Source organism: Sphaerotilus sulfidivorans (assembly GCF_013426975.1).
GTDB classification, from domain to species: Bacteria; Pseudomonadota; Gammaproteobacteria; order Burkholderiales; family Burkholderiaceae_C; genus Sphaerotilus; species Sphaerotilus sulfidivorans.
Map to the genome: position 1 here is coordinate 28,917 of NZ_JACCPY010000027.1, position 24,052 is coordinate 52,968.

Below are 24,052 nucleotides of genomic sequence, written 5' to 3' on the forward strand. Positions count from 1 at the left end.
ACTGCTGCATGCACGCATGCAATTCCTGCAATCCCGCGCCTGGGTGGATGGCGGGCGACAGGGCATCTTCCAGCCGATTGATTTATCGAATTCGGTGAAATTGCCGGTGTTTCGGCGGGTCCGGACCGAACTGGAGGCCCGCCGGGATCAGCGAGGCCGGATTCTGGAAAGCATCTGTATCAGAGCTGTAGGCCGCTGGTGAGCAGGCAGCGGCAGGTGTGACCGCACGTCTCGATACCGGCGGTAAGCAGCGGCAAGCGGCGTGTCGGGGCGAGAGCAGTTCTCACCAACCCGACCAAAGTCGGGGCATTGAACGTGAATTCCTGCGCGTTTGCAGCGGATCAGACCGATTCGGCGCAGATCACGTCCGGGGACTTCAGCAAGCCCTCAGGAACAGGAAATCTCACAGATCTTCAAGCGGCGGCGACACGCCGCCAGGTGATGCAGCGGTTGTGGGCCGGCATCGCGCGGTCCTCGAGCAGTTCGAGGCCGGCCTCGCGGGCCAGCGCGGCCACCGCCTCGAAGTCGCGCACGCCCCGCAGCGGGTCGGCCGCGCGCAGCGCCGCATCGAAGGCGGCATTGCTGTCGCTGGTGTGTGCACCGTCATAACGAAACGGGCCATAGACGGTGAACAGGCCGCCGGCATCGAGCACCGCCGGCAGATGCTCGAACAGCGCCTGCACCTGGGCCCAGGACAGGATGTGCAGCGTGTTGGCGGTGTAGACCGCATCGAAGCGGCGCTCCGGCCAGAGGCTGTCGACATCGAGACAGATCGGCGGCGGCGTGTTGGGCAGCATCCGGTCGGCCAGCCACAGGCAGATGCCGGGCAGCTGGGCCTTCAGATCGGAGGTCTGCCAGCGCAGGTGAGGCAGTGCGGCAGCAAAATGCACCGCGTGCTGTCCGGTGCCGCTGCCGATCTCCAGCACCGAGCAGCGGTCGGCGTACAGGGCGCGCAGCACCGCCAGAATGGGCTCGCGATTGCGGTCGCAGGCGGGCGCATGGGGCTTGTCCACGGTCATGATGACGGTATCGGTCGGCGGTGATGATCGGTACGGGCCCGGAAAGGTACCACTGCTGCAGCGCAGCACGCCTGACTAGAATGCCGCGGTCCTCGGAAAAGAGGGCCGGTTCTCGCACAATTTCGTCTGGAGACAGATTTGAGTTCCCATGTCCAGCCCACCGCGAACCCCGGTCAGCGCAAGCCGGTGACGCTGCATTCACTGCGCGCGATGCATGCACGCCGTGAAAAGATCACGATGCTGACCGCCTACGATGCCACTTTCGCGCGTCTGGCCGACGAATCCGGCCTGGACACGCTGCTGGTCGGCGACTCGCTGGGCATGTTGCTGCAAGGCCACAGCAGCACGCTGCCGGTCACGCTGGCCGAGATGGCCTATCACACCCGCTGCGTGGCGCGCGGCCTGCAGCACGGCGGCGCGGCCTGGCTGATCGCCGACCTGCCCTTCGGCAGCTACCAGCAGGGCCCGTCGCAGGCGATGGCCTCGGCCGAGGCGCTGATGCAGGCCGGCGCGCAGATGGTCAAGCTCGAAGGCGGCGGCTGGACCGCCGAGACGGTGCGCTTCCTGGTCGAGCGCGGCGTGCCGGTGTGCGCGCACCTGGGCCTGACGCCGCAGAGCGTGCACGCGCTGGGCGGCTACCGGGTGCAGGGCCGCGACGCCGACGGCGCGGCGGTGCTGCGCCGCCAGGCCAAGGAGCTGGCCGACGCCGGCGCGGCGATGATGGTGCTCGAGCTGATGCCCACCGAGGTCGCCGCCGCGGTGCAGGCCGACAGCCCCGGCCTGATGACCATCGGCATCGGCGCCGGCCCCGACACCGCCGGCCAGGTGCTGGTGATGCACGACATGCTCGGCGCCACCCGTGGCAGACTGCCGCGCTTCGTGCGCGACTTCATGCTCGAGGGCGGCAGCATCGGCGACGCGATGCGGCGCTATGTCGCCGCGGTCAAGGACGGCTCCTTCCCCGACCGGGTCGCGCACGCGTACGCCGCCGACTGAGTCCGCTCCTCCACCGCCCCACCGAGAACCGCCCGATGCGCGTCATCCACACCCTCGCCGAGCTGCGCGCCGCGCTGGCCGGCCCGGCCGCCAGCCGCCCCGCCTTCGTGCCGACGATGGGCAATCTGCACGACGGCCACCTGAGCTTGGTGCGCCAGGCGCGCGCGCTGGTCGGTCCGGCCGTGCCGGTCGTGGCCAGCATCTTCGTCAACCGGCTGCAGTTCGGCCCGAACGAGGACTTCGACCGCTACCCGCGCACGCTGGCGCGCGACTGCGAGCTGCTCGAGGGTGCCGGCTGCGACATCGTCTTCGCGCCCGACGAGACCGAGCTGTACCCGCAGCCGCAGACCTTCAAGGTGCTGCCCGACCCGGCGCTGGCCGACCTGCTGGAGGGGCATTTCCGCCCCGGATTCTTCACCGGCGTGTGCACCGTGGTGATGAAGCTGCTGCAGTGCGTGCAGCCGCAGGTGGCGGTCTTCGGCAAGAAGGACTACCAGCAGCTGATGGTGATCCGGCGCATGGTCGAGCAGTTCGCGCTGCCGGTGCAGATCGTCGCGGCCGAGACCTCGCGCGCCGGCGACGGCCTGGCGCTGTCGTCGCGCAACGGCTATCTGGGCGAGGCCGAGCGCGCCGAGTCGGTGCAGCTGTCGCTGGCGCTGCAGGCGATGCGCGAAGCGGTGCGCGCGGGCGAGCGCGACATCGCCGGCATCGAGCGGCGCGCCGCCGACGCACTGGCCGCACGCGGCTGGGCGCCCGACTACCTGACGCTGCGCCGCCGCGCCGACCTGCTGCCGCCCTCGCCCGAGGACCTGGCCGCCGGCACGCCGCTGGTGGCGCTGGCCGCGGCCAGGCTGGGCACGACACGGCTGATCGACAACCTCGAGGTCTGACCACCTGACCGCGCGGCACCAAGGCCCGGCGCGAAGGACGCCCTTCGCCGGGGCGCGGCCTGCCGCCTATAATCTCGTTTTACCACCACGGCCCTCCTGAAATGTGTCCCCTGCGCCCACCCGCGGCGCCCGCGACGCGCCCAAGGGAGGGCCGCTTCACATGACCAAGTTCGTCTTCGTCACCGGCGGCGTGGTGTCCTCGCTCGGCAAGGGCATCGCCGCGGCCTCTCTGGCGGCCATCCTCGAATCACGCGGCCTGAAGGTCACGCTGATCAAGCTCGATCCGTACCTGAACGTCGACCCGGGCACGATGTCGCCGTTCCAGCACGGCGAGGTGTTCGTCACCGACGACGGTGCCGAGACCGACCTCGACCTGGGCCACTACGAGCGCTTCATCACGACGCGCATGCGCAAGTCCAACAACTTCACCAGCGGCCAGGTCTACACCACCGTGCTGGAGAAGGAGCGTCGCGGCGACTACCTCGGCAAGACGGTGCAGGTGATCCCGCACGTCACCAATGAGATCCAGGAATACGTCAAGCGCGGCGCCGGCGTCGGCACGCCCGAGGCGGTCGACGTGGCCATCGTCGAGATCGGCGGCACGGTCGGCGACATCGAGTCGCTGCCCTTCCTCGAGGCCGTGCGCCAGATGGCGCTGAAGCTGGGCCCGCAGAACGCCGCCTTCGTGCACCTGACCTATGTGCCGTGGATCGCCGCCGCGGGCGAACTCAAGACCAAGCCGACCCAGCACACGGTGCAGAAGATGCGCGAGATCGGCATCCAGCCCGACGCGCTGCTGTGCCGCGCCGACCGGCCGATTCCCGACGAGGAACGCGAGAAGATCTCGCTGTTCACCAACGTCGCGCGCCACGGCGTGATCTCGGTGTGGGATGCCGACACCATCTACAAGGTGCCGCGCATGCTCCACGAGCAGGGCCTGGACGAGCTGATCTGCATGAAGCTGCAGCTCTTCACCCGCCCGGCCAACCTGAAGCGCTGGGACCGCCTGGTCAGCGAGGTCGAGAACCCGAAGGGCGAGGTCACGATCGCGATGGCCGGGAAATACACCGAGCTGTCGGACTCGTACAAGTCGCTCAACGAGGCGCTGCGCCACGCCGGCATCCACCATCACGTCAAGGTCAACATCGAGTACGTGGACTCGGAGAAGCTGACGGCCGAGAGCGCCGAAGAGCTCGACCGCTACGACGCCATCCTGGTGCCGGGCGGCTTCGGCAAGCGCGGCATCGAGGGCAAGATCCTCGCGGCCCAGCATGCCCGCGAGAACGGCATTCCCTATCTGGGCATCTGCCTCGGCATGCAGGTCGCCACCATCGAGTACGCGCGCCACATGGCGGGTCTGACGGAGGCCAACTCGACCGAGTTCGAGCCCGAGACGCCGCATCCGGTGATCGCGCTGATCGACGAGTGGCAGGACGCCGATGGCACGATCCAGAAGCGCGACGCCAACTCCGATCTCGGCGGCACGATGCGCCTCGGGGCACAGTCCTCCGACGTCAAGCCCGGCACGATCGCGCACGAGATCTACGGCCCGGTCGTCACCGAGCGCCACCGCCACCGCTTCGAGGCCAACGAGAAGTACCTGCAGCGCCTGCAGGATGCCGGCCTGGTGATCTCGGCCATCACCCAGCGCGAGAAGCTCACCGAGATGGTCGAGCTGCCGCGCGAGGTCCACCCGTGGTTCGTCGGCGTGCAGTTCCATCCGGAATTCAAGTCGACGCCGTGGGACGGCCACCCGCTGTTCATCAGCTACATCGAGGCGGCGCTGCAGCACAAGAAGCGCAACGCGAACTGAAACCCGCAATCCGAGGCCAGGCAGGCTCCACCATCATGCAACTCTGCGGATTCGAGGCCGGCCTGGACCGGCCCTTCTTCCTGATCGCCGGCACCTGCTCGATCGAGAGCCTCGAGCTGAGCCTGGACGTCGCCGGCCAGCTCCAGGAGGCCTGCAGCGCGCTGGGCATCCCGCTGATCTACAAGGGCTCCTTCGACAAGGCCAACCGCTCGTCGGGCACCAGCCGGCGTGGCGTCGGCATCGACGCGGGCCTGAAGATCCTCGACGAGGTGCGTCGCCAGACCGGCCTGCCGGTCATCACCGACGTGCATGACGAGGCGCAGATCGCCGAGGTCGCCAGCGTGGTCGACGTGCTGCAGACGCCGGCCTTCCTGTGCCGGCAGACCGACTTCATCCACGCGGTCGCGAAGAGCGGCAAGCCCGTCAACATCAAGAAGGGCCAGTTCCTCGCGCCCTGGGACATGAAGAACGTCATCGACAAGGCTAGAGCCGCCGCACGCGAGGCCGGCCTGTCGGAGGACCGCTTCCTGGCCTGCGAGCGCGGCGTGAGCTTCGGCTACAACAACCTGGTCGCCGACATGACCAGCCTGGCCGAGATGCGCAGCTCCGGCGCCCCGGTGGTGTTCGACGTCACGCACTCGGTGCAGAAGCCGGGCGGTCTGGGCGGCTCCAGCGGCGGCGCGCGCGAGATGGTGCCGGTGCTGGCGCGCGCCGGCGTCGGCGTCGGCGTGGCCGGCCTCTTCATGGAGACGCATCCGCGCCCGGCCGAGGCCTTCTCCGACGGCCCGAACGCGGTGCCGCTCAAGCACATGCGTGTGCTGCTGGAGCAACTGGTGGCGATCGACCGGGTGGTCAAGGCGCAACCTTTGCTCGAAAACGATTTTTCCTGCTGAACGGGCCGCAGGAATGTTCAGCACGGGTAACGGCGTGCGGGCACCATGCACGCCGTTCCGGTTCCCAGAACTAGATTTTCGATTTTCGATATCCGACAGTTGACACAGGAGTAGACCCATGAGTGCCATCGTAGACATCGTCGGCCGCGAGATCCTCGACAGCCGCGGCAATCCCACCATCGAATGCGACGTGCTGCTGGAAAGCGGCGTGATGGGCCGTGCGGCCGTGCCGAGCGGCGCGTCCACCGGTTCGCGCGAAGCCATCGAGCTGCGCGACGGCGACAAGAGCCGCTACCTGGGCAAGGGCGTGCTGAACGCCGTCCAGAACATCAACACCGAGATCTCGGAAGCCGTGCTGGGCCTGGATGCGGCCGAGCAGGCCTTCCTGGACAAGACCCTGATCGACCTCGACGGCACCGACAACAAGTCGCGCCTGGGTGCGAACGCGATGCTGGCGGTGTCGATGGCCGTCGCGCGCGCCGCGGCCGAAGAGTCCGGTCTGCCCCTGTACCGCTACTTCGGCGGCATGGGCGGCGTGCAGCTGCCGGTGCCGATGATGAACGTCATCAACGGCGGCGCCCACGCCAACAACAACCTCGACCTGCAGGAGCTGATGATCATCCCGGTCGGTGCGCCCACCTTCCGTGAAGCCGTCCGCTGGGGCGCCGAGGTCTTCCACGCGCTGAAGAAGATCATCCACGACAAGGGCATGTCGACCGCGGTCGGCGACGAGGGCGGCTTCGCCCCGAGCGTCGAGAGCCACGAGGCCGCGATCCAGCTGATCCTGCAGGCCGTCGAGAAGGCCGGCTACCGCGCCGGCGACCAGATCGCGCTGGGCCTGGACTGCGCCGCCTCCGAGTTCTACAAGGACGGCAAGTACCACCTGGAAGGCGAAGGCCTGGTGCTGACCGCAGAGCAGTGGACCGACATGCTGGCCACCTGGTGCGACAAGTACCCGATCATCTCGATCGAGGACGGCATGCACGAAGGCGACTGGGCCGGCTGGGCGCATCTGACCGAGCGTCTGGGCAAGAAGGTCCAGCTGGTCGGCGACGACCTGTTCGTGACCAACACCAAGATCCTGAAGGAAGGCATCGACAAGGGCATCGCCAACTCGATCCTGATCAAGATCAACCAGATCGGCACGCTGTCGGAAACCTTCGCCGCCATCGAGATGGCCAAGCGCGCTGGCTACACCGCCGTGATCTCGCACCGCTCGGGCGAGACGGAAGACTCGACGATCTCCGACATCGCCGTCGGCCTGAACGCCGGCCAGATCAAGACCGGCTCGATGAGCCGCTCGGACCGCATCGCCAAGTACAACCAGCTGCTGCGCATCGAAGAGGACCTGGGCGAGATCGCCGTCTACCCGGGCCGCAGCGCGTTCTACAACCTGCGCTGAACGGTCCCCGCTCGCCCATGCGCATCGTGACCGTGACCCTTGTGGCCCTGCTGGGGCTGACCCATGCCGGACTCTGGTTCGGTGAACACGGCATGCCGCGCGTGCGCGAGCTCTCGGCGCTGGTCGCCGACCGGCAGGCCCGCAATGCCGAGGCGCGGGTGCGCAACGAGCAGCTGCGGGCCGAGATCCGCGACCTGCGCGAGGGCACCGAGATCATCGAGGAGCGCGCCCGCCGCGAACTCGGCATGGTCAAGCCCGACGAGATCCTGGTCCAGTATCCCCAGGGCGGAGGCCATCGGGCCTCGCCCTGAGCGGGATCGCTCAGCCGCGCAACGCGGCGTCGAGCACTTCCACCCAGTGCCGCACCGGCGTCCTGCAGCCGGTCTGCAGGTGCGTGATGCAGCCGATGTTGGCCGACACGACGGTGTCGGGCTCGAGCGCCGCCAGACTGGCCTGCTTGCGCTCGCGCAGCTGCTTCGAGAGCGCCGGCTGCAGCACCGAGTAGGTGCCGGCCGAGCCGCAGCACAGATGGCTGTCGGCCGGCAGCACGACCGTGAAGCCCAGCGCGCGCAGCCCCGCCTCCAGACCGCCCTTGAGCTTCTGCGCATGCTGCAGCGTGCACGGCGGATGCAGCGCCAGCCGCCCCGCCTGCGCGGCCGCCGCCAGCTTCGGCTTGAGCACCGGCACCAGCTCGGGCAGCAGCTCGCTGAGGTCGCGTGTCATCGCGCTCACCCGGGCCGCCTTGGCCGCATAGGCCGCGTCCCCGGCCAGATGGTGGCCGTATTCCTTGACGGTGGCGCCGCAGCCCGAGGCGTTCATGACGATCGCCTCGACCTCGCCGCGCTCGATCAGCGGCCACCAGGCGTCGATGTTGCGGCGCATGTCGGCCAGGCCGCCATCGCGGTCGTTCAGATGCGCGCGGATCGCGCCGCAGCAGCCCGCGCCCGAGGGCAGCACCACCTCGATGCCGGCGGCGTCGAGCACCCGCGCCGTCGCCGGATTGATCTCCGGCGACATCGCCGGCTGCACGCAGCCCGCCAGCATCAGCATGCGCCGCGCATGGCGCTGCTGCGGCCAGCCACGTGCATCGGCCTCGCGACGCTCGGGCACCTTGGCCTGGAGCGTCTCGGGCAGCAGCGGGCGCACCACCTGGCCGAGCTGCAGCGCCGGCGCGAACAGCGGCGAGGTCAGGCCCTCCTTCAGCGCCCAGCGCACCAGGCGCTCGGTGGCCGGACGCTCGACACGCGCGTCTACCAGCCGGCGGCCGATCTCGGCCAGCTCGCCGTACTGCACGCCCGACGGGCAGGTGCTCTCGCAGTTGCGGCAGGTCAGGCAGCGGTCAAGGTGGGTCTGCAGCTCGCGTGTCGGTGCTTCGCCCTCGAGCAGATTCTTGATCTGGTAGATGCGGCCGCGCGGGCCATCCAGCTCGTCGCCGAGCAGCTGGTAGGTCGGGCAGGTGGCGGTGCAGAAGCCGCAGTGCACGCATTTCTGCAGCAAGGCCTTGGCGGCCTCGCCGTCGGCGGTGCCGGCGTGTTCGGGGGACAGTTCGGTGTGCATGGCAGGCTCGGGATCAATGCAGGGTCAGTCGCGGGTGAACAGGCCGTGCGGGTCGAAGGTCTGGCGCAGGCGGCGCTCGATCTGCGCCTGCACCGCCGGCAGCGGTGCGGCGCGGGCCTCGCCCGGCGCGCCGCCGGCCTGCAGCTCGGCATGGCCGCCGGCCGCGCGGGCGGCGGCATGCACCGCCTCCGCCGGCTCGTCGCTGAGCCACCAGCGCTGGCCGCCGTGCCACTCGATCAGGCCGCTGCCGCGCAGCTTCAGCGTCGGCGCATGCGGCGCCACCGCCAGGCGCCACAGCCGCTGCCCCGCCGGCAGGCCCTGGGCCGCGAACTGCCACAGCGCATGGCGGCGGTCGCGCAGCGCGGTCCAGAAGGCCGCGGCCTCCGCCGCCGCCACCGGCTCGCCGCCCAGCTCGCGTCGCGCCGCGTCCACCGCCGCCTGCGCGCCGGCCAGGCGCAGCATCAGCACGCCTTCGTGCCAGGCGCTGGCCTGCAGCGGCAGCGGCCGGCGCGACCAGCCGGTCAGCGCCGCCAGCGCCTCGGCCTGCCCCATCGCGAAGCGCAGCGTGAGGCCCGCCACCGGCTCGGGCAGCACCTTCAGCGACACCTCGCACAGCACGCCCAGCCGCCCCCAGGAGCCAGCCATCAGCCGCGAGACGTCGTAGCCGGCGACGTTCTTCATCACCTGGCCGCCGAAGCTGAGCAGCTCGCCGCGACCGTCGAGCATCGTCACGCCCAGCACATGGTCGCGCACCGAGCCGGCGGCCATGCGCGCCGGGCCCGACAGGCCGGAAGCGACCATGCCGCCCACCGTGCCGCGCCCGCGCGCGCCCGGCGTCTGCAGCCGCGGCGGCTCGAAGGCCAGGTGCTGGCCCTCGGCGGCCAGCGCAGCCTCCAGCGCGTCGATCGGCGTGCCGGCGCGCACCGTCACCACCAGCTCGCTGGGCTCATGGGCGCTGATGCCCGAAAGCATCGTCAGGTCGAGCGGCTCGGCACCGTCGGCCGGCCGCGCCGCGTCGGGCGCCAGGCCCGCCTTCGAGCCGTGGCCGCGGATCGCCAGCGGCGTGCCGGCGCGGCCCGCGGCCAGGATGCGCTCGCGCAGCGGCTGCAGCGCGGCATCGGGAGGGGTCTTCACGGCGCTCATCAGAAACGCTCCAGTTCGGGAAACGGCAGCAGGCCGCGGCGCACATGCAGGCGGCCGTATTCGGCGCAGCGGTGCAGCGTCGGAATGACCTTGCCGGGGTTGAGCAGACCGGCCGGATCGAAGGCGGTCTTCAGCGCCAGCATCGTCTCGCGCTCGGCGGGCGAGAACTGCACGCACATCGAATTGAGCTTCTCGACGCCCACGCCGTGCTCGCCGGTCACCGTGCCGCCCATCGCCACGCTGGTCTCCAGGATGTCGGCGCCGAAGAGCTCGCAGCGGCGCAGCTGGTCGGGGTCCTGCGCATCGAAGAGGATCAGCGGGTGCAGGTTGCCATCACCCGCGTGGAAGACGTTGCAGCAGCGCAGCTGGTACTTGCGCTCCATCTCGGCGATGGCGCGCAGGATGTCGGCCAGGCGCTTGCGCGGGATGGTCGAGTCCATGCACATGTAGTCGGGGCTGATGCGCCCCGAGGCCGGGAAGGCGTTCTTGCGGCCCGACCAGAAGCGCAGGCGCTGCGCCTCGTCGCGGCTGACCTCGATGCGGCTGGCGCCGCAGCGCGTCAGCACCGCGCTCATGCGCCCGATCTCCTCCTCGACCTCCTCGGGCGTGCCGTCGCTCTCGCACAGCAGGATGGCCGCGGCGTCCAGGTCGTAGCCGGCGTGCACATAGTCCTCGACCGCGGCGGTCATCGGCTTGTCCATCATCTCCAGCCCGGCTGGAATGATGCCCGCGGCGATCACTGCCGCCACCGCGTCGCCGGCGGCCTCCACCGTGGGAAAGCTCGCCATGATGCAGCGCGCCAGCTGGGGCTTCGGCACCAGCTTGACCGTCACCTCGGTGATGACCGCCAGCATCCCCTCGCTGCCGACGACCACGCTGAGCAGGTCCAGCCCTGGCATGTCGGGCGCCTCGCCGCCGAACTCGACCGGCTCGCCCTCAGCGGTGAAGCCGCGCACCTTCAGCACGTTGTGCAGCGTCAGGCCGTACTTCAGGCAGTGCACGCCGCCGGAGTTCTCGGCGACATTGCCGCCGATGGTGCAGGCGATCTGGCTCGACGGGTCCGGCGCGTAGTACAGGCCGTGGGGCGCGGCCGCCTCGCTGATGGCGAGGTTGCGCACGCCGCACTGCACGACCGCCAGACCGGCCTCGGCGTCGAGCCGCAGGATGCGGCTGAACTTCGCCAGCGACAGCGTGACGCCGTCTCGGTGCGGCATTGCGCCGCCCGAGAGGCCGGTGCCGGCGCCGCGTGCCACCACCGGCACGCCCATCGCGTGGCACGCCTTGAGCACCGCGGCGACCTGCGCCTCGGTCTCGGGCAGCGCCACCAGCAGCGGGCGCTCGCGGTAGGCGGTCAGGCCGTCGCACTCGTAGGGCGTCAGCTCGCCGCGGCGCGACAGCAGCGCATGTGCGGGCAGCACCTCGCGCAGGCGCGCCAGCACGGCCGCGGCATCGGGCCGACCGGCGTGGGCAGCGCGCTCAGGGCGATCTTCCGAGGGTTCTGTTCGAATCAGGCTCATGTCTCCTCCCGGGGCGGGTTCGGAACGGGGTGCGCGATGATCACGGCAGCCTCCTGCGCGCGGATTGAGAGTTGTTGGCCCGCGCCATGAAGCTTTTTCAAGGTCCGCAGCAACCCGCATGGACGGGGTTCCATGCCGTGCCATGATCGCGGCCCGCTTTTTCCCGATTGTCTGGATCCACACGCCGCCATGACCACGCCCACCCCCGATGCCCTGACCCTGGCCCTGCAGCCGCTGCTGGTGCCGGCCTTCACGCTGTGGGAGGCCCCCTTCACCTGGCTGGAAATGGTGGCCTTCGTGCTGTCGCTGGCAATGGTGGCGGCCAACATGCGGGTGATGCCGGTGGCCTGGCCGCTGGCCATCGTGTCCTCGCTGCTGTATTTCGGGCTGTTCTGGAGCTACCAGCTCTACGGCGACGGCTCGCTGCAGATCTTCTTCGCGGTGGTCTCGCTGTGGGGCTGGTGGCAGTGGCTGCGCGGCACCGACCAGGGTGCGCCGCTGCAGGTGCGCCATCTGCCGCGGCGCGCCTGGCTGCCGGTCTTCGGCGCCGGGCTGCTGCTGTGGCCGGCCATCGGCTGGTTTCTCGACATCCGCACGCCCACCGACGTGCCGTACTGGGATGCCTTCCCGACCGCCTTCAGCCTGATCGGCCAGTGGCTGCTGGCGCGCAAGTATGTCGAGAACTGGCCGACCTGGATCGGCGTCAACCTGGTGGCGACCGCGCTGTTCGCCTACAAGGGCCTGTACCTGACGGTCATCCTGTACGCGATCTTCGTCGTGCTGTCGGTGCTGGGCTGGAAGGCCTGGCGCGCGCAGGTCCGCCAGCCGTGAACCCGGGCCTGGGTGCGGCGCGGCCGGCGGCGCTGATCGCCATCGTCGGCGCGGAGAGCTGCGGCAAGTCGACGCTGGCACGCACGCTGACCGCCCGGCTGCGCGCCGACGGACTGGAGGCGGTCTGCATCGACGAATACCTGCGCGAGTTCTGCGAACAGCACGGCCGCACGCCCCGCCCCGACGAGCAGGCCGCGATCGCCGCCGAGCAGAGCCGGCGCATCGCCGCGGCTCGGCATGCGCGGCTGCTGCCGGTCGATGTGGTGGTGGCCGACACCACCGCGCTGATGACCGCGGTCTACAGCGAGCTGATCTTCGGTGACCACTCGCTGCACGAGGCGGCGCTGGCCGCGCACCGCCAGGCCGACCTGACGCTGCTGATGGCCACCGACCTGCCCTGGGTCGCCGACGGGCTGCAGCGCGACGGCCCGCAGGTGCGCGCGCCGGTGGACCGGCTGCTGCGCGGACTGCTGCTGGGCGCGGGGCTGGGCTTCTCGGTGATCGCCGGCCAGGGCGAGGTCCGGCTGCAGGCGGCATGGGCCGCCTGGCAGGCGTGGCAGCGCAGCCGCGGCCCGAAGCCGAAGATCCGGTGGAATCATGTCTGCGGCCGCTGCGGCGATCCCGCATGCGAGCGGCACGGGCTGGCCCGATCAGCCCACACGTAACAGGATGTGGCAGCATCGATCGGGTGAAGCCGACCGCCCTGCCCTCCACCTCGAACGCTGCCCGCCGTGCCCTGGCCGACCGGCCGGAGCATCTGCCCTCGCTCGACGGCCTGCGCGGCCTGGCGATCGTGCTGGTGCTGCTGCACAACCTCGATGTGCTGGCGCCGGCGGCCGACCGGCCGCTGGCGGTGGCGCTGCTGAAGGAGACGCTCTATGTCGGCTGGATCGGGGTGCAGCTCTTCTTCGTGCTCAGCGGCTACCTGATCACCCGCGGCCTGCTGGCCAGCCGTGGCCAGCCCGGCTGGATGCGCGACTTCCTGGTCAAGCGCGGCCTGCGCATCCTGCCGCTGTACTGGATCGCGCTGCTGCTGCTGACCGTCGCGCTGCCGATGCTGGGCGTGACGCTGCCGCACCCCTCGCACTTCAGCACCGCCTGGCTGTGGCTGCATCTGTCGAACTGGACCACGCCCTTCGAGCCTGGCGGCGGGCCGCTGCCGCATGTCTGGTCGCTGTCGGTGGAGGAGCAGTTCTATCTGCTGTGGCCGCTGCTGCTGTGGCGCATGGGCCTGCGCGATGTCTGGCTGCTGTGCCTGGTGCTGATCGCCGCCAGCCCGCTGGCGCGGCTGCTGATGCTCAACCTGGGCCTGCCGCAGGAGGCGGTCTACACCTTCACCATCAGCCGCATCGATGCGCTGGCCGCCGGTGCCGCGCTGGCGGTCTGGGACGCAGGCCGCGCGCTGCACGGCGCGACCCGCTGGCGCAGCGCCCATCTGCTGCGGCTGGCGATCGCGCTGCTGCTGCTGACCGCGGCCTTCAGCGGCGGCTTCCGGCGCCTGGGCGACGCGGCGCAGATCGGCGGCTACACGCTGCTGACGCTGAGCTGCACCGGGGTCATCGCCTGGGCGGTGCTGGTGGACTGCGCCCACGCCCGTGGCGCCTTGCAGGGCGGCGCCAGCCGGCTGCTGCGCGGCCGGGTGCTGGCCAGCTTCGGCCGCTACAGCTACGCGATCTACCTCTTCCACAAGCCGGTGCATGACCTGATCGGGCTGCCGCTGCTGCGCCAGCTCACCGGCAGCGACAGCAGCGCCGATCCTGCGGTGGCGATGCTCTACCTGCTGGCCAGCGGCACGCTGTGCTGGGCGATCGGCTGGCTGTCCTGGCGGCTGATCGAGCGCCCGGCGCTGGCGCTGCGCCGGCACTGGCTGTCACGGCCGGCACCGAGCACGCAGGCTCCGGCGCCCGCCGCGCCGCCGCTCGACCACGCCACCTCGGCGGTGGCGCGCGGCCGGGCGGACGCGGCCCGCCGGCGCGGCTTCAGGGCGCCGGCGCGTCCGTCGTGGGCGATCCTGCCTCGAGCCAGGCCAGCTCGGTCTCGCTGAAGCCGGCATCCAGCCGCGCCTGGCGGTTGAAGGGCGGGCGCAGCCGCGGCGGCGCGTACTGGCGCACCAGCTCGCGGTAGTGCGACACCGGATCGAGCCCCTCGCGCTCGCAGGCCCAGCGGTACCAGTGATTGCCGATGGCGACATGGCCGACCTCCTCGCGCAGGATCACATCGAGGATCTCGACCGCCGCCAGGTCGCCCGCCTTGCGCAGCTTGGCCTGGATCAGCGGCGTGGCATCGAGCCCGCGCGCCTCCAGCGTGCGCGGCACCAGCGCCATGCGGGCGACGAAGTCGCCGCGCGTCTTCCAGGTCATCGTCCACAGGCCATCATGCGCGTCGAAGTCGCCGTAGACATGGCCGAGCGTGGCCAGATGCGCGGCCAGCAGCAGGTAGTGCTTCGCCTCCTCGGCGGCGACGCGCATCCAGTCGATGTAGAACTTCTCCGGCAGGCCCGGAAAGCGGAAAACGGCGTCCAGGGCCAGATTGATCGCGTTGAATTCGATGTGCGCGATCGCATGCAGCAGCGCCGCACGCCCCTCCGGCGTGAAGGGCGAACGCGGCGGCACCTCCACCGCCGGCACCAGCCGCGGCAGCGGCGGCCGGCCCGGCAGCCCCTCGGGCGCGGCGATCAGCTGCGCGGTGTCGATGCGCAGGCCGGGATCGCGCGCCTCGAGCTGCGCCCACAGCGACTGCACCGCGTATGCTTTGCGCACCGGATCGGTCACGCACAAGGCCCCCAGGGCCATCTGTCTCAGGTCCATCCGTAGAATTCTGCCCCCTTCCGCCGCACCGTTACCGTTTCAAGGAGAGACGATGGCCCTCTATCAGCTCGGCGAGCACATTCCGCAGATCCACGAGACGGCGCACATCGCCGACAGCGCCGATGTCATCGGCCAGGTCGAGATGGCCGAGAACAGCAGCGTCTGGTACGGCGTCGTGGTGCGTGCCGACACCGACCGCATCCGCATCGGCCGCGGCAGCAACATCCAGGACAACACGGTGCTGCACACCGACGCCGGCATCGAGCTGGTGATCGGCGAGAACGTCACCGTCGGCCACCAGTGCATGCTGCACGGCTGCAGCATCGGCGACGGCTCGCTGATCGGCATCGGCGCGATCGTGCTCAACCGCGCGCGCATCGGCCGGCACTGCATCGTCGGCGCCGGTGCGCTGGTCACCGAGGGCAAGGAGTTTCCGGACTACGCGATGATCCTGGGCAGCCCGGCCAAGGTGGTGAAGACGCTCACGCCCGAGGAGGCCGAGCGCTTCCAGCACGGCGCGGCCCACTATGTCGACAACGCCCGGCGCCACCGCGACGGGCTGCGCCGCATCGACCGCTGACCTTGACTTGCGCCCCGGTGCCCGCACCTGCCTCCCCTTTCTTTCCGAACAAGGACCTGTCCATGACCATCCACGGCGGCGAGCTGCACAAGTTCATCTTCGAGGGCCTGCCGGTGCGCGGCGTGCTGGTGCGCCTGACCGGCGCCTGGACCGAGATGCTGGCGCGGCGCCAGGCCGCCGGCGGCTACCCGGCGCCGGTGCGCCAGCTGCTGGGCGAGATGAGCGCCGCGGCCACGCTGATGCAGGCCAACATCAAGTTCAACGGCGCGCTGGTGCTGCAGATCCAGGGCGACGGCCCGGTCAAGCTGGCGGTGGCCGAGGCCCAGCCCGACCTGACGGTGCGCGCCACCGCCAAGGTGGTGGGCGACCTGCCGGCCGAGGCCTCGCTGAAGTCCATGCTCGACGCCAACCGCCAGGGCCGCTGCGTCATCACGCTCGACCCCAAGGACCGCCAGCCCGGCCAGCAGCCCTACCAGGGCGTCGTGCCGCTGCACGGCGAGCAGGGCGAGCCGATGCAGCAGCTCTCCGAAGTGCTCGAGCACTACATGCTGCAGTCCGAGCAGCTCGAGACCCGCCTGATCCTGGCCGCCGACGACCAGGTCGCCGCCGGACTGCTGATCCAGCGCCTGCCGCTGGAGGGCGCCGGCAACCTCGAGGTGCGCTCAGAGGACGAGGAGGCGCGGCTGCACGAGGGCTACAACCGCATCGCCCATCTGGCCGCGACGCTCAAGCGCGAGGAGCTGCTCGCGCTCGACACCCCGACCATCCTGCGCCGGCTGTTCTGGGAGGAGGACCTGCGCCTGTTCGAGCCGCAGACGCCGCGCTTCGGCTGCACCTGCTCGCGCGAGCGGGTCGCGCGCATGCTCGTCGGCCTGGGCCGCGAGGAGGTGGACTCGGTGATCGCCGAGCGCGGCGAGATCGAGGTCGGCTGCGACTTCTGCGGCGCGAAATACACCTTCGACAGCATCGACGCCAGCGCGCTGTTCGTGCCAGCCGCCGACCACCCGAGCGGCAGCGGCACGATGCAGTGAGGCAGTGAGGCGGTGCGCCGCAGGCGCGGAGATCCGCCCCGCCGGACGCCTGGCCGCCTGAGCCGGACGGTTTTCCGTCCGATTCGGGGGTGCGGGAAACACCGCAGGCCGCATCCGGCCCCGGCATGGAATCTGCGTTGAGTCAGGACTCCAGCTCCGGGCAGTGGCCGCCAGTGCGGCAGGCACCTAAACTGCAAGGTACTCCTGTATTCCCAGAAGGACTTCCATGACGATCTCCCTGACCACCCGACGTTTCCTGAAGACCGGCGCCGCCCTGGCCGTCGCGCTGACGCTGGCCGCCTGCGGCAAGAAGGAAGAAGCCGCGCCGGCGGCGGCCGCCTCGGCCGCGGATGCGCCGCCCGCACGGGTCTATGTGGTGGGTACCGATGCCGCCTACGCGCCGTTCGAGTCGCAGAACGAGAAGGGCGAGATCGTCGGCTTCGACATCGACGTGGTCTCGGCGGTGGCGCAGAAGGCGGGCATCCAGGTCAAGTTCGTCAACACGCCCTGGGAGGGCATGTTCAACACCGTCGCCCAGGGCGACCGCGACCTGCTGGTGTCGGCGATCACCATCACCGACGAGCGCAAGCAGACGATGGACTTCTCGGCGCCCTACTTCGACGCGCAGCAGCTGATCGCGGTGAAGGAAGACTCGAAGGTCGCGAAGTTCGAGGACCTGAAGACGCTGAAGGTCGGCGTGCAGACCGGCACCACCGGCGACGAGGTGGTGACCAAGCTGATCGGCAAGGAAAGCACCGCGATCAAGCGCTTCGAGTCGACCCCGCTGGCGCTGAAGGAGCTGGAGTCGGGCGGCGTCGACGCGGTCGTCGCCGACAACGGCGTGGTCATCCACTATGTGGCCAACAACGCCGGCTCCAAGTTCAAGACCGTCAGCGACACCTCCTTCACGCCCGAGCAGTACGGCATCGTCGTCAAGAAGGGCAACGCCGAGCTGCTGGAGAAGATCAACAAGGGCCTGGCCGACATCAAGGCCGACGGCACCTACGACAAGATCTACACCAGCTGGTTCGGTGCCGCACCGGCTGCCGCCGCCGCATCGAAGTGATCCTGCGGCCCCGGTGACGGGGCCCAGACCTGCCACCAGGCCTCGAACTCGGCAGGCGGCATCGCGTGCGCGAACAGCCAGCCCTGGCCCTGGGCGCAGCCTTCCTGCTCGAGCAGCTCGCGCTGGCCCTCGGTCTCGACGCCCTCGGCGACCACCGTCAGGCCCAGGCCGCGCGCCAGCGCGATGATGGTGGTGGCGATGCTCAGGTCACGGCGGTCGCTCTCGATCGCCGCGACGAAGCTGCGGTCGATCTTCAGCGTGTCGACCGGCAGCCGCTTCAGGTAGGACAGGCTCGAGTAGCCAGTGCCGAAGTCGTCGATCGACAGCTTCACGCCGGCCTGGCGCAGCTCGGCCAGACGCTGCTCGGGCGCGCCGCCGGCAGTCATCAGCATCGACTCGGTGATCTCCAGCTCCAGCACGCCCGGCGGCAGGCCGTGGCGCTCGCGCAGCGCCTGCAGCCGCGCCGGCAGGCCCGCGTCGGCGAAATGGCGTGCGCCCAGGTTCACCGCCACCGGCAGCCAGCCGCGCCCCTGCACATGCCAGCGCGCGACCTGCGCCGCGACGGTGTCGAGCATGCGCTCGCCGATCGCCACGATCAGATCGGTCTGTTCGGCCACCGGGATGAACTGCGCCGGCGACACCCAGCCCAGTTCCGGATGCAGCCAGCGCACCAGCGCCTCGGCGCCGACCAGCGCGCGGCTGTGCAGGTCGAGCTTGGGCTGGTACCAGGCGTGCAGCTCGCCGGCCGGCACCGCACGGCGCAGCGACGACAGCAGCAGCAGCCGCTCCAGCGAGGCCTGGTGCTGCAGCGGATCGTAGCGGCGCAGCGTGTTGCGGCCCTCGCCCTTGGCGCCGCGCAGGGCGCTCTCGGCATGGCGCAGCAGCGTGTCGGCGCTGTCGCCGTCCTCCGGAAAATGCCCGAGGCCGATCGAGACGGTGATGGTCACCGCATGGCCCTGCAGCTCGATCGGCTCGGCCAGCGCGGCCAGCCAGTCGCGCGCCTCGGCCTGCACCCGCTCCAGCCCGGCATCGACACGCACCACCACGAATTCATCGCCGCCGAGCCGGCCGACGAAGCTCTGCCCGCCAGCCAGCACCCGCAGCCGCTCGGCCATCTCGACCAGCACCCGGTCGCCGGCGGCATGGCCCAGCGAATCGTTGATCGACTTGAAGCCATCGAGTCCGATGACCAGCAGCGCCACCCCGCCGGCCCGATCGCTGCCGCGCCGGGTCTCGATTGCCGCATGCAGTCGCGCGGCGATCACCTGGCGGTTGGGCAGATCGGTCAGCGTGTCATGCAGCCGCAGGTGATGCGAGCGCTGCTCGGCCTCGTGCAGCCGCGACAGATCGGCGCCGACGCCGACATAGTGGGTGATGCGCCCGACCTCGTCGCGCAGCACGGTGATCGTCTGCAGCAGCGGATACAGCCGGCCATCACGCGCCCGGTTCCAGAACTCCCCCTGGAAGCGGTCATGCACCGCCAGCTGGCGCCACATCCGGGCCGCGAAGGCCGGCCCCTGCCGGCCGGAGCGCAGCAGGCGCGGGTTGCGGCCGATCACCTCCTCGGCCGGGTAGCCGGAAATCCGGCTGAAGGCGGCATTGACCGCGACGATGTCGCCCGCCGCATCGGTCACCAGGATGGACTCGCCGGCCGACTCGAAGATGCGCGCGGCCAGCCGCAGCGCCTCGTCCTGGTGATGCTGGCGGGTGATGTCGCGCGCCACGCCCAGCACGCCGATCAGCACCGCGTCCTGGCCGCGCAGCGGCGTCTTCAGCACCTCGTAGCGGCGCCGCTCTCCGGTGTCGCGGAAGGTCAGCCATTCCTCGTTGACATGCAGCCCGTCGCGCTCGAGCGCGCCGCGGTCGTTGCTGCGGAAGAAGGCGGCCTCCTCGGCGGAGAAGACATCCACGTCGGTGCGGCCGCGCAGCTCGGCCTCGGTGCAGCCGACGATGCGCTCGAAGGCGGCGTTGCAGCAGAGATAGCGCCCTTGCGGATCCTTCAGCCAGGCCAGATCCGGCAGGCCCCGGAAGAGAATGCGCGTGAGATCGGCACCGGCCGCCCAGAGGCTGCCCCCGTCCTGCGGCGGGGCTGCAGCCGAGCCTGTACCTGTCTCTGATTCCTGAGCGTCCATGATGCCGACGGCCTCGAGAAATTGATGCACTGCAGTAGACCTCAGGAAGCAGGCGAGCCCAAGGGGAACTGCTCATTTTCGTGACATATTCTTCGATGGCACCCCTCTTGCTGGCTGGAGTCGTGCCTGCGCGATGCCTGCACCATGCACAGGCCATGCCGAGACGGGCCGCAGCCGCTCAGGGTGGGTCCGGCTCAACATCGGCCGGCGTGGCGCGTAGACTCGCGCACCTGCCACGGGCATGACGCGCCCGTCCCGAACCTTCCACCCTCTTTTTCCTTCCTTCCCGATCATGGATCTTCGCTGGGACATCCTCGCCGGCTACGGCCCGCTGTTCGCCGCTGGCGTGGTGACCACCATCAAGCTGACCCTGGTGGCCATCCTGGCCGGACTGGTGCTGGGCGTGGCCTTCGGCCTGATCAGCAGTTCGGCCAGCGCGCCGAAGCCCCGCTCGGGCACGACGGCCCTGCTGATGAAGCTGCTGCGCGGCCTGACCACCGCCTATGTCACCTTCTTCCGCGGCACGCCGCTGTTCGTGCAGATCCTGCTGGTGCATTTCGCGCTGATGCCGGCGCTGGTCCATCCCGAGACCGGCCTGCTGCTGTCGGGCGAGGTCGCACGCACCTTCCGCCAGGAACACGGCGCCTTCTTCTCCGGCTGCGTGGCGCTGAGCCTGAATGCCGGCGCCTACATCTCGGAGATCTTCCGCGCCGGCATCCAGAGCATCCACCTCGGCCAGACGCAGGCGGCCTACTCGCTGGGCTTCACCCACGCGCAGAGCATGCGCTTCGTGATCCTGCCGCAGGCCTTCCGGCGCATGGTGCCGGCGCTGGTCAACGAGGGCGTCACGCTGATCAAGGACTCCTCGCTGGTGTCGGCCATCGGGCTGGCCGAGCTGGCGCTGGCCGCGCGCACCGTCGCGGGCGCCTACTCGCGCTACTGGGAACCCTATCTGGCGATCTCGGCGATCTACCTGATCCTGACCCTGGTGCTGACGATGCTGGCGCGGCGACTGGAGGCCCCGGCGCATCTGCGCGGCCGCTGACCGGCACCTGCAGCCACGAGGCGCCGCAGATGTGGCGCCTCGGCCTGGAACCCTGTGTGGTGCATCACGCTCGAGGCTGATGCGAAGGCCGCACAAGCCTTGTGCTGCGTTGTTTCATCACAACGAAACATGCCATCTTCCGTCACGTCAAGCGCGTCAAATCAGCATATCCCCGAATCTTCGCTCCTAGAATGGATCGCAATCGGCGCCTTTCGAGCAAGCCGTGGACCCCGAATTCACTCCTCTACTCTAGGACGAAACTCATGATCAAGCGCTCCATCGCTCTGGCCGTGCTGGCCACCCTGGCCTCCGGCGCGGCTCTGGCCCAAAGCTCCGTCACCCTGTACGGCCGCCTGAACGTCACCGCCGAGCGCCAGAAGGTCGGCAGCGCCGACGCCGTGGTCGAGCTGAACAACACCGCTTCGCGCATCGGCTTCAAGGGCGAAGAAGATCTGGGCGGCGGCCTGAAGGCCGGTTTCATCATCGAGCACGGCTTCGACCCGACCACCGGCGCGGCTGCCTCGACCTTCTGGGGCCGCCAGTCCGAGGTCTACCTGTCGAGCAAGCTGGGCATGCTGCGCCTGGGCAACTTCACCCAGGAGTCGCTCAATGCCACCGCCGACGTGGTGAGCATGCACAACCATGACACCGGCACCTCGGCCGACGCGCTGTACACCTACTTCGGCAGCGACGTGAACAAGGTTGCCTACCGCACCCCGGAATTCGTCAAGGGCCTGTGGGCTGAAGCCTCGATCGCCGAAGCCACCGCCGGCACCGGCGGCAAGCGTCCGGTCGACCTGGCCGTGAACTACGACCTGGGCAAGCTGCAACTGGGCGCCGGCTACACCAAGGCCGACCAGGACAACCAGTTCGCCGTGCGCGCCTCCTACGGCATGGGCCCGTTCACGCTGGCTGCCTACGCCCAGCGCACCAAGAGCGATGACCTGTCGCGCAACGCCTTCCGCGTCGCCGGCATGTACACCCTGGGCGCCTCCGAGTTCCATGTCAACGTCGGCTACGCCGGCAAGATCGGCGACGTGGCCAACACCCAGGCCACCCAGGCCACGCTCGGCTACAACTACAACCTGAGCAAGCGCACCAAGGTCTACGGCTTCGTGACCAAGGTCGACAACAAGGCCAACGTCGGTTACGTCACCGGCACGGAAGGCGCCGACTTCAGCTCGGTCGCCGTCGGCGTGCGCCACAACTTCTGATCGGTCCCTCGGGATCGCGGACCGGCCCGGCCGGTCCGCCAGAATGCAGAACATGCCGAAGGGCCGGTCTCATGACCGGCCCTTCTTCATTCATGCGCCGGCATCAGTCCATCAGTCCAGCGTCAGCTTCTGCTTCTCGACCACCTGGCGATAGACCTCGAACTCGGCGCGGATCTGTGCGGCGAACTGCTCGGGCGTGTTGGCCACGATCAGCGAGCCGGTGTCCTCGATGCGCTTCCTGACCACCGCATCCTCGAGCGTGCGCCGCGCCGCGGCCGAGATCTTGTCGACCACCTCGCGCGACAGCCCCTTCGGGCCGACGAAGCCGTAGAAGGCCATGCGGTTGACCGGCTCCAGCCCGACTTCCTTGAAGGTCGGCACATTCGGCAGCACCGCCAGACGCTCGGGCGCGGCCACCACGATCGGGATCAGCCGCCCCTCGCGGATGAAGGGCAGTGCCGAGGGCAGGTTGTCGAAGATGATCGGCACCTGACCGGCGACCGTGTCATTGAGCGCCGGCCCCGCGCCGCGGTACGGGATGTGGGTGACAAAGACACCGGCGAGGTTCTTGTAGAGCTCCATCTGCAGATGCCCGATACCGCCGGTGCCGGAACTGGCATAGCTGTAGCGGCCCGGACTCTTCTTCAGCACCTCGAGAAAGGTCTTGTAGTCGCGCGCCGGAAAGCTCGGATGCACCGCGATGACATTGGGCGTGGCCGCCAGATTGATGATCGGCGTGAAGTCGCTCAGCGGGTTGTAGGGCGTGCGGGGATTGATCGCCGGGTTCGAGGCCGTCGTCGAGACGGTGGCCATGCCCAGCACATGGCCGTCGGGCGGCGCCTTGACCAGCTCGGCCGCACCGACGATGCCGCCGCCGCCGGCCTTGTTCTCGACCACCACCGTCTGCCCGAGCGCCGCGCCCATGCGCTCGGACATGATGCGGGCAATGATGTCGGTGGTGCCGCCCGGCGCGAACGGCACGACGACCCGCACCGGCTTGGACGGATAGCTCTGCGCCAGCACCGGCAGCGACAACGGAGCGACGGCCAGCGAGGCCAGGGCAGCAAGGACCGGACGACGATTCATTCAGCGGACTCCAGGGAAGCGGCAGCAAGGACAAGGATCGCGCGATCCTAAGGCCGCAGCCGCCGCTGTGGATCGCGCGTAGTGGAAAACCTCGAGCGCCGGGCTACGCTGCGGCCATGCTCGACACCGCCCTGCTGCTGCTCCCGGATTTCCTGCTGATCGTCGCCGGCTGGACGATCTGCCACCGCACCGCGCTGAACCGCCCGGTCTGGGACAGCGTCGAGCGCCTGGTCTACTGGCTGCTGTTCCCGGTGCTGCTGTTCGTGTCGATCGTGCGCAGCCCGCTGGCGCCGGCCGCCACCGCCGGCCTGGCCGCCGGCGGCGTGCTGACGGTGCTGGCCGGCATCGCGCTGGCGACCGCGCTGCGCTGGCTGCCCGGCATCGACCCGAAGCTGCAGGCCAGCGGCGCGCAGGTGGCCTTCCGCTTCAATTCCTATGTCGCGCTGGCCCTGGCCGAGCGTCTGGGCGGCGCGCAGGCACTGGCCTGGGTCGCGCTGCTGATCGCGCTGTGCGTGCCGGTGTGCAATGTCGGTGCGGTCTGGTGCCTGGCGCGCCACGGCGGCCACCGCATCGGCGCCGAGCTGATGCGCAATCCGCTGATCCTGGCCACCGTGGCCGGACTGGCCTGCAATCTGGCCGGCCTGCAACTGCCGACGCCGGTGGCCACCACGCTCTCGCGCATCGGCGCAGCAGCGCTGCCGCTGGGACTGATGGCGGTGGGCGCCGGCCTGCAGTTCGGCGGGCTGCGCAAGGCGCCGGGGCTGGCTGCGGCGCTGCTGTCGATCCGCCATGCGCTGCTGCCGGCCGTCGGACTGGGACTGGGCCTGCTGCTCGGGCTGCCGACCGGCCAGGCCCAGGTGCTGCTGCTGTTCGCCGCGATGCCCACCGCATCGAGCTGCTTCGTGCTGGCCGCACGCATGGGCGGCGACGGACCGTATGTCGCCGGCCTGGTCACCGCCTCGACGCTGCTGGGCATGATCGGCCTGCCGCTGGCGCTGGCGGCCTTCCAGGCGCTGCACGGCGGCTGAAC

23 protein-coding genes are annotated in these 24,052 nt (G+C 69.9%); 16 read left to right on the plus strand and 7 right to left on the minus strand.

The features are described from left to right. Positions 1 to 16 precede the first annotated feature (16 nt). Positions 17 to 202, plus strand: coding sequence for a hypothetical protein (locus HZU84_RS14875; protein WP_149502741.1), 186 nt, complete (start codon positions 17 to 19; stop codon positions 200 to 202). A gap of 211 nt (positions 203 to 413) precedes the next feature. On the opposite strand, the gene HZU84_RS14880 is transcribed toward HZU84_RS14875, so the two are convergent. Further along, complete coding sequence (locus tag HZU84_RS14880) at positions 414 to 1,019, minus strand: DUF938 domain-containing protein (protein WP_149502740.1); 606 nt, start codon at positions 1,017 to 1,019, stop codon at positions 414 to 416. A 138-nt stretch (positions 1,020 to 1,157) separates the two neighbouring features. Here HZU84_RS14880 and panB point away from each other — a divergent pair, with 138 nt between their 5' ends. The 6 genes from panB to ftsB all read left to right on the plus strand — a co-directional run bounded on the left by panB (position 1,158) and on the right by ftsB (position 7,324). Continuing rightward, positions 1,158 to 2,015, plus strand: coding sequence for a 3-methyl-2-oxobutanoate hydroxymethyltransferase (panB, locus tag HZU84_RS14885; protein WP_149502739.1), 858 nt, complete (start codon positions 1,158 to 1,160; stop codon positions 2,013 to 2,015). A 35-nt stretch (positions 2,016 to 2,050) separates the two neighbouring features. Then, positions 2,051 to 2,905 (plus strand): pantoate--beta-alanine ligase, encoded by an 855-nt coding sequence (panC, locus tag HZU84_RS14890; protein ID WP_149502738.1) that lies wholly within the window; start codon positions 2,051 to 2,053, stop codon positions 2,903 to 2,905. Positions 2,906 to 3,065: 160 nt separating this feature from the next. Next, positions 3,066 to 4,718, plus strand: coding sequence for a CTP synthase (locus HZU84_RS14895; RefSeq protein WP_149502737.1), 1,653 nt, complete (start codon positions 3,066 to 3,068; stop codon positions 4,716 to 4,718). A 35-nt stretch (positions 4,719 to 4,753) separates the two neighbouring features. Next, positions 4,754 to 5,611, plus strand: a complete 858-nt coding sequence (gene kdsA / locus HZU84_RS14900) for a 3-deoxy-8-phosphooctulonate synthase (RefSeq protein ID WP_149502736.1) — start codon at positions 4,754 to 4,756, stop codon at positions 5,609 to 5,611. Between the two features lie 118 nt (positions 5,612 to 5,729). Beyond that, positions 5,730 to 7,013: a phosphopyruvate hydratase gene (eno, locus tag HZU84_RS14905; RefSeq protein ID WP_149502735.1), complete on the plus strand. Its 1,284-nt coding sequence runs from the start codon at positions 5,730 to 5,732 to the stop codon at positions 7,011 to 7,013. A 17-nt stretch (positions 7,014 to 7,030) separates the two neighbouring features. Continuing rightward, positions 7,031 to 7,324: a cell division protein FtsB gene (gene ftsB / locus HZU84_RS14910; protein ID WP_149502734.1), complete on the plus strand. Its 294-nt coding sequence runs from the start codon at positions 7,031 to 7,033 to the stop codon at positions 7,322 to 7,324. A gap of 10 nt (positions 7,325 to 7,334) precedes the next feature. Here the strand turns inward: ftsB and glcF are convergent, their stop codons facing one another. The 3 genes from glcF to HZU84_RS14925 are packed head-to-tail and all read right to left on the minus strand — an operon-like array spanning position 7,335 to position 11,230. Further along, positions 7,335 to 8,570 carry a glycolate oxidase subunit GlcF gene (gene glcF / locus HZU84_RS14915; RefSeq protein WP_149502733.1) on the minus strand — a complete coding sequence of 412 codons (1,236 nt, stop codon included), beginning with the start codon at positions 8,568 to 8,570 and terminating at the stop codon, positions 7,335 to 7,337. 24 nt (positions 8,571 to 8,594) lie between these two features. Continuing rightward, complete coding sequence (gene glcE, locus HZU84_RS14920) at positions 8,595 to 9,713, minus strand: glycolate oxidase subunit GlcE (RefSeq protein ID WP_149502732.1); 1,119 nt, start codon at positions 9,711 to 9,713, stop codon at positions 8,595 to 8,597. Beyond that, positions 9,713 to 11,230 (minus strand): FAD-linked oxidase C-terminal domain-containing protein, encoded by a 1,518-nt coding sequence (locus HZU84_RS14925; RefSeq protein WP_149502731.1) that lies wholly within the window; start codon positions 11,228 to 11,230, stop codon positions 9,713 to 9,715. Before HZU84_RS14925 ends, glcE begins: the two co-directional genes overlap by 1 nt. 189 nt (positions 11,231 to 11,419) lie before the next feature. On the opposite strand from HZU84_RS14925, the gene pnuC reads away from it, so the two are divergent. From pnuC to HZU84_RS14940, 3 genes are read left to right on the plus strand one after another with little or no spacing between them, the layout of a single operon-like run. Next, complete coding sequence (pnuC, locus tag HZU84_RS14930) at positions 11,420 to 12,061, plus strand: nicotinamide riboside transporter PnuC (protein ID WP_149502730.1); 642 nt, start codon at positions 11,420 to 11,422, stop codon at positions 12,059 to 12,061. Further along, positions 12,058 to 12,726, plus strand: a complete 669-nt coding sequence (locus tag HZU84_RS14935; protein ID WP_244954421.1) for an AAA family ATPase — start codon at positions 12,058 to 12,060, stop codon at positions 12,724 to 12,726. The genes pnuC and HZU84_RS14935 overlap by 4 nt, the downstream gene beginning before the upstream one ends. Positions 12,727 to 12,749: 23 nt before the next feature. Further along, on the plus strand, positions 12,750 to 14,105 hold the full coding sequence (locus HZU84_RS14940; protein ID WP_180692983.1) for an acyltransferase family protein: 1,356 nt from the start codon (positions 12,750 to 12,752) through the stop codon (positions 14,103 to 14,105). Here the strand turns inward: HZU84_RS14940 and HZU84_RS14945 are convergent. Beyond that, positions 14,041 to 14,868 carry a ferritin-like domain-containing protein gene (locus HZU84_RS14945; RefSeq protein WP_149502728.1) on the minus strand — a complete coding sequence of 276 codons (828 nt, stop codon included), beginning with the start codon at positions 14,866 to 14,868 and terminating at the stop codon, positions 14,041 to 14,043. The two genes, HZU84_RS14940 and HZU84_RS14945, sit on opposite strands and share 65 nt — an antisense overlap. A 52-nt stretch (positions 14,869 to 14,920) precedes the next feature. On the opposite strand from HZU84_RS14945, the gene HZU84_RS14950 reads away from it, so the two are divergent. From HZU84_RS14950 to HZU84_RS14960, 3 genes are all read left to right on the plus strand, one after another. Next, positions 14,921 to 15,448 carry a gamma carbonic anhydrase family protein gene (locus HZU84_RS14950; RefSeq protein ID WP_149502727.1) on the plus strand — a complete coding sequence of 176 codons (528 nt, stop codon included), beginning with the start codon at positions 14,921 to 14,923 and terminating at the stop codon, positions 15,446 to 15,448. A 62-nt stretch (positions 15,449 to 15,510) separates the two neighbouring features. Beyond that, entirely contained in the window at positions 15,511 to 16,479 is a 969-nt protein-coding gene (gene hslO / locus HZU84_RS14955) for an Hsp33 family molecular chaperone HslO (RefSeq protein WP_149502726.1), read from the plus strand. Positions 16,480 to 16,705: 226 nt separating this feature from the next. Then, positions 16,706 to 17,545 carry a basic amino acid ABC transporter substrate-binding protein gene (locus HZU84_RS14960; RefSeq protein ID WP_149502725.1) on the plus strand — a complete coding sequence of 280 codons (840 nt, stop codon included), beginning with the start codon at positions 16,706 to 16,708 and terminating at the stop codon, positions 17,543 to 17,545. Here HZU84_RS14960 and HZU84_RS14965 read toward each other — a convergent pair. After that, the gene (locus HZU84_RS14965) at positions 17,494 to 19,677 is read right to left on the minus strand and encodes a putative bifunctional diguanylate cyclase/phosphodiesterase (protein WP_149502724.1); all 2,184 of its coding nucleotides are present in this window, start codon (positions 19,675 to 19,677) and stop codon (positions 17,494 to 17,496) included. The genes HZU84_RS14960 and HZU84_RS14965 overlap by 52 nt on opposite strands. Before the next feature lie 292 nt (positions 19,678 to 19,969). Here HZU84_RS14965 and HZU84_RS14970 point away from each other — a divergent pair, with 292 nt between their 5' ends. Together HZU84_RS14970 and HZU84_RS14975 are read left to right on the plus strand one after the other, a co-directional pair. Next, on the plus strand, positions 19,970 to 20,722 hold the full coding sequence (locus tag HZU84_RS14970) for an amino acid ABC transporter permease (protein ID WP_037483492.1): 753 nt from the start codon (positions 19,970 to 19,972) through the stop codon (positions 20,720 to 20,722). A 263-nt stretch (positions 20,723 to 20,985) separates the two neighbouring features. Continuing rightward, positions 20,986 to 21,936: a porin gene (locus tag HZU84_RS14975; RefSeq protein WP_149502723.1), complete on the plus strand. Its 951-nt coding sequence runs from the start codon at positions 20,986 to 20,988 to the stop codon at positions 21,934 to 21,936. 111 nt (positions 21,937 to 22,047) lie between these two features. On the opposite strand, the gene HZU84_RS14980 is transcribed toward HZU84_RS14975, so the two are convergent. After that, positions 22,048 to 23,022: a tripartite tricarboxylate transporter substrate binding protein BugE gene (locus tag HZU84_RS14980; RefSeq protein WP_149502722.1), complete on the minus strand. Its 975-nt coding sequence runs from the start codon at positions 23,020 to 23,022 to the stop codon at positions 22,048 to 22,050. A gap of 116 nt (positions 23,023 to 23,138) precedes the next feature. Between HZU84_RS14980 and HZU84_RS14985 the strand changes: the two genes are divergently transcribed. Continuing rightward, complete coding sequence (locus tag HZU84_RS14985; RefSeq protein WP_149502721.1) at positions 23,139 to 24,050, plus strand: AEC family transporter; 912 nt, start codon at positions 23,139 to 23,141, stop codon at positions 24,048 to 24,050. The last annotated feature ends 2 nt before the right edge of the window (positions 24,051 to 24,052 follow it).

Bases quoted from the DNA above. Each gene is read 5' to 3' on its own strand.
- HZU84_RS14875 (WP_149502741.1), top strand. From the start codon at position 17: ATGCAATTCCTGCAATCCCGCGCCTGGGTGGATGGCGGGCGACAGGGC.
- HZU84_RS14880 (WP_149502740.1), bottom strand. From the start codon at position 1,019: ATGACCGTGGACAAGCCCCATGCGCCCGCCTGCGACCGCAATCGCGAG.
- panC (WP_149502738.1), top strand. From the start codon at position 2,051: ATGCGCGTCATCCACACCCTCGCCGAGCTGCGCGCCGCGCTGGCCGGC.
- HZU84_RS14895 (WP_149502737.1), top strand. From the start codon at position 3,066: ATGACCAAGTTCGTCTTCGTCACCGGCGGCGTGGTGTCCTCGCTCGGC.
- kdsA (WP_149502736.1), top strand. From the start codon at position 4,754: ATGCAACTCTGCGGATTCGAGGCCGGCCTGGACCGGCCCTTCTTCCTG.
- eno (WP_149502735.1), top strand. From the start codon at position 5,730: ATGAGTGCCATCGTAGACATCGTCGGCCGCGAGATCCTCGACAGCCGC.
- ftsB (WP_149502734.1), top strand. From the start codon at position 7,031: ATGCGCATCGTGACCGTGACCCTTGTGGCCCTGCTGGGGCTGACCCAT.
- glcF (WP_149502733.1), bottom strand. From the start codon at position 8,570: ATGCACACCGAACTGTCCCCCGAACACGCCGGCACCGCCGACGGCGAG.
- glcE (WP_149502732.1), bottom strand. From the start codon at position 9,713: ATGAGCGCCGTGAAGACCCCTCCCGATGCCGCGCTGCAGCCGCTGCGC.
- HZU84_RS14925 (WP_149502731.1), bottom strand. From the start codon at position 11,230: ATGAGCCTGATTCGAACAGAACCCTCGGAAGATCGCCCTGAGCGCGCT.
- pnuC (WP_149502730.1), top strand. From the start codon at position 11,420: ATGACCACGCCCACCCCCGATGCCCTGACCCTGGCCCTGCAGCCGCTG.
- HZU84_RS14945 (WP_149502728.1), bottom strand. From the start codon at position 14,868: ATGGACCTGAGACAGATGGCCCTGGGGGCCTTGTGCGTGACCGATCCG.
- HZU84_RS14950 (WP_149502727.1), top strand. From the start codon at position 14,921: ATGGCCCTCTATCAGCTCGGCGAGCACATTCCGCAGATCCACGAGACG.
- hslO (WP_149502726.1), top strand. From the start codon at position 15,511: ATGACCATCCACGGCGGCGAGCTGCACAAGTTCATCTTCGAGGGCCTG.
- HZU84_RS14960 (WP_149502725.1), top strand. From the start codon at position 16,706: ATGACGATCTCCCTGACCACCCGACGTTTCCTGAAGACCGGCGCCGCC.
- HZU84_RS14965 (WP_149502724.1), bottom strand. From the start codon at position 19,677: ATGGACGCTCAGGAATCAGAGACAGGTACAGGCTCGGCTGCAGCCCCG.
- HZU84_RS14970 (WP_037483492.1), top strand. From the start codon at position 19,970: ATGGATCTTCGCTGGGACATCCTCGCCGGCTACGGCCCGCTGTTCGCC.
- HZU84_RS14975 (WP_149502723.1), top strand. From the start codon at position 20,986: ATGATCAAGCGCTCCATCGCTCTGGCCGTGCTGGCCACCCTGGCCTCC.
- HZU84_RS14980 (WP_149502722.1), bottom strand. From the start codon at position 23,022: ATGAATCGTCGTCCGGTCCTTGCTGCCCTGGCCTCGCTGGCCGTCGCT.
- HZU84_RS14985 (WP_149502721.1), top strand. From the start codon at position 23,139: ATGCTCGACACCGCCCTGCTGCTGCTCCCGGATTTCCTGCTGATCGTC.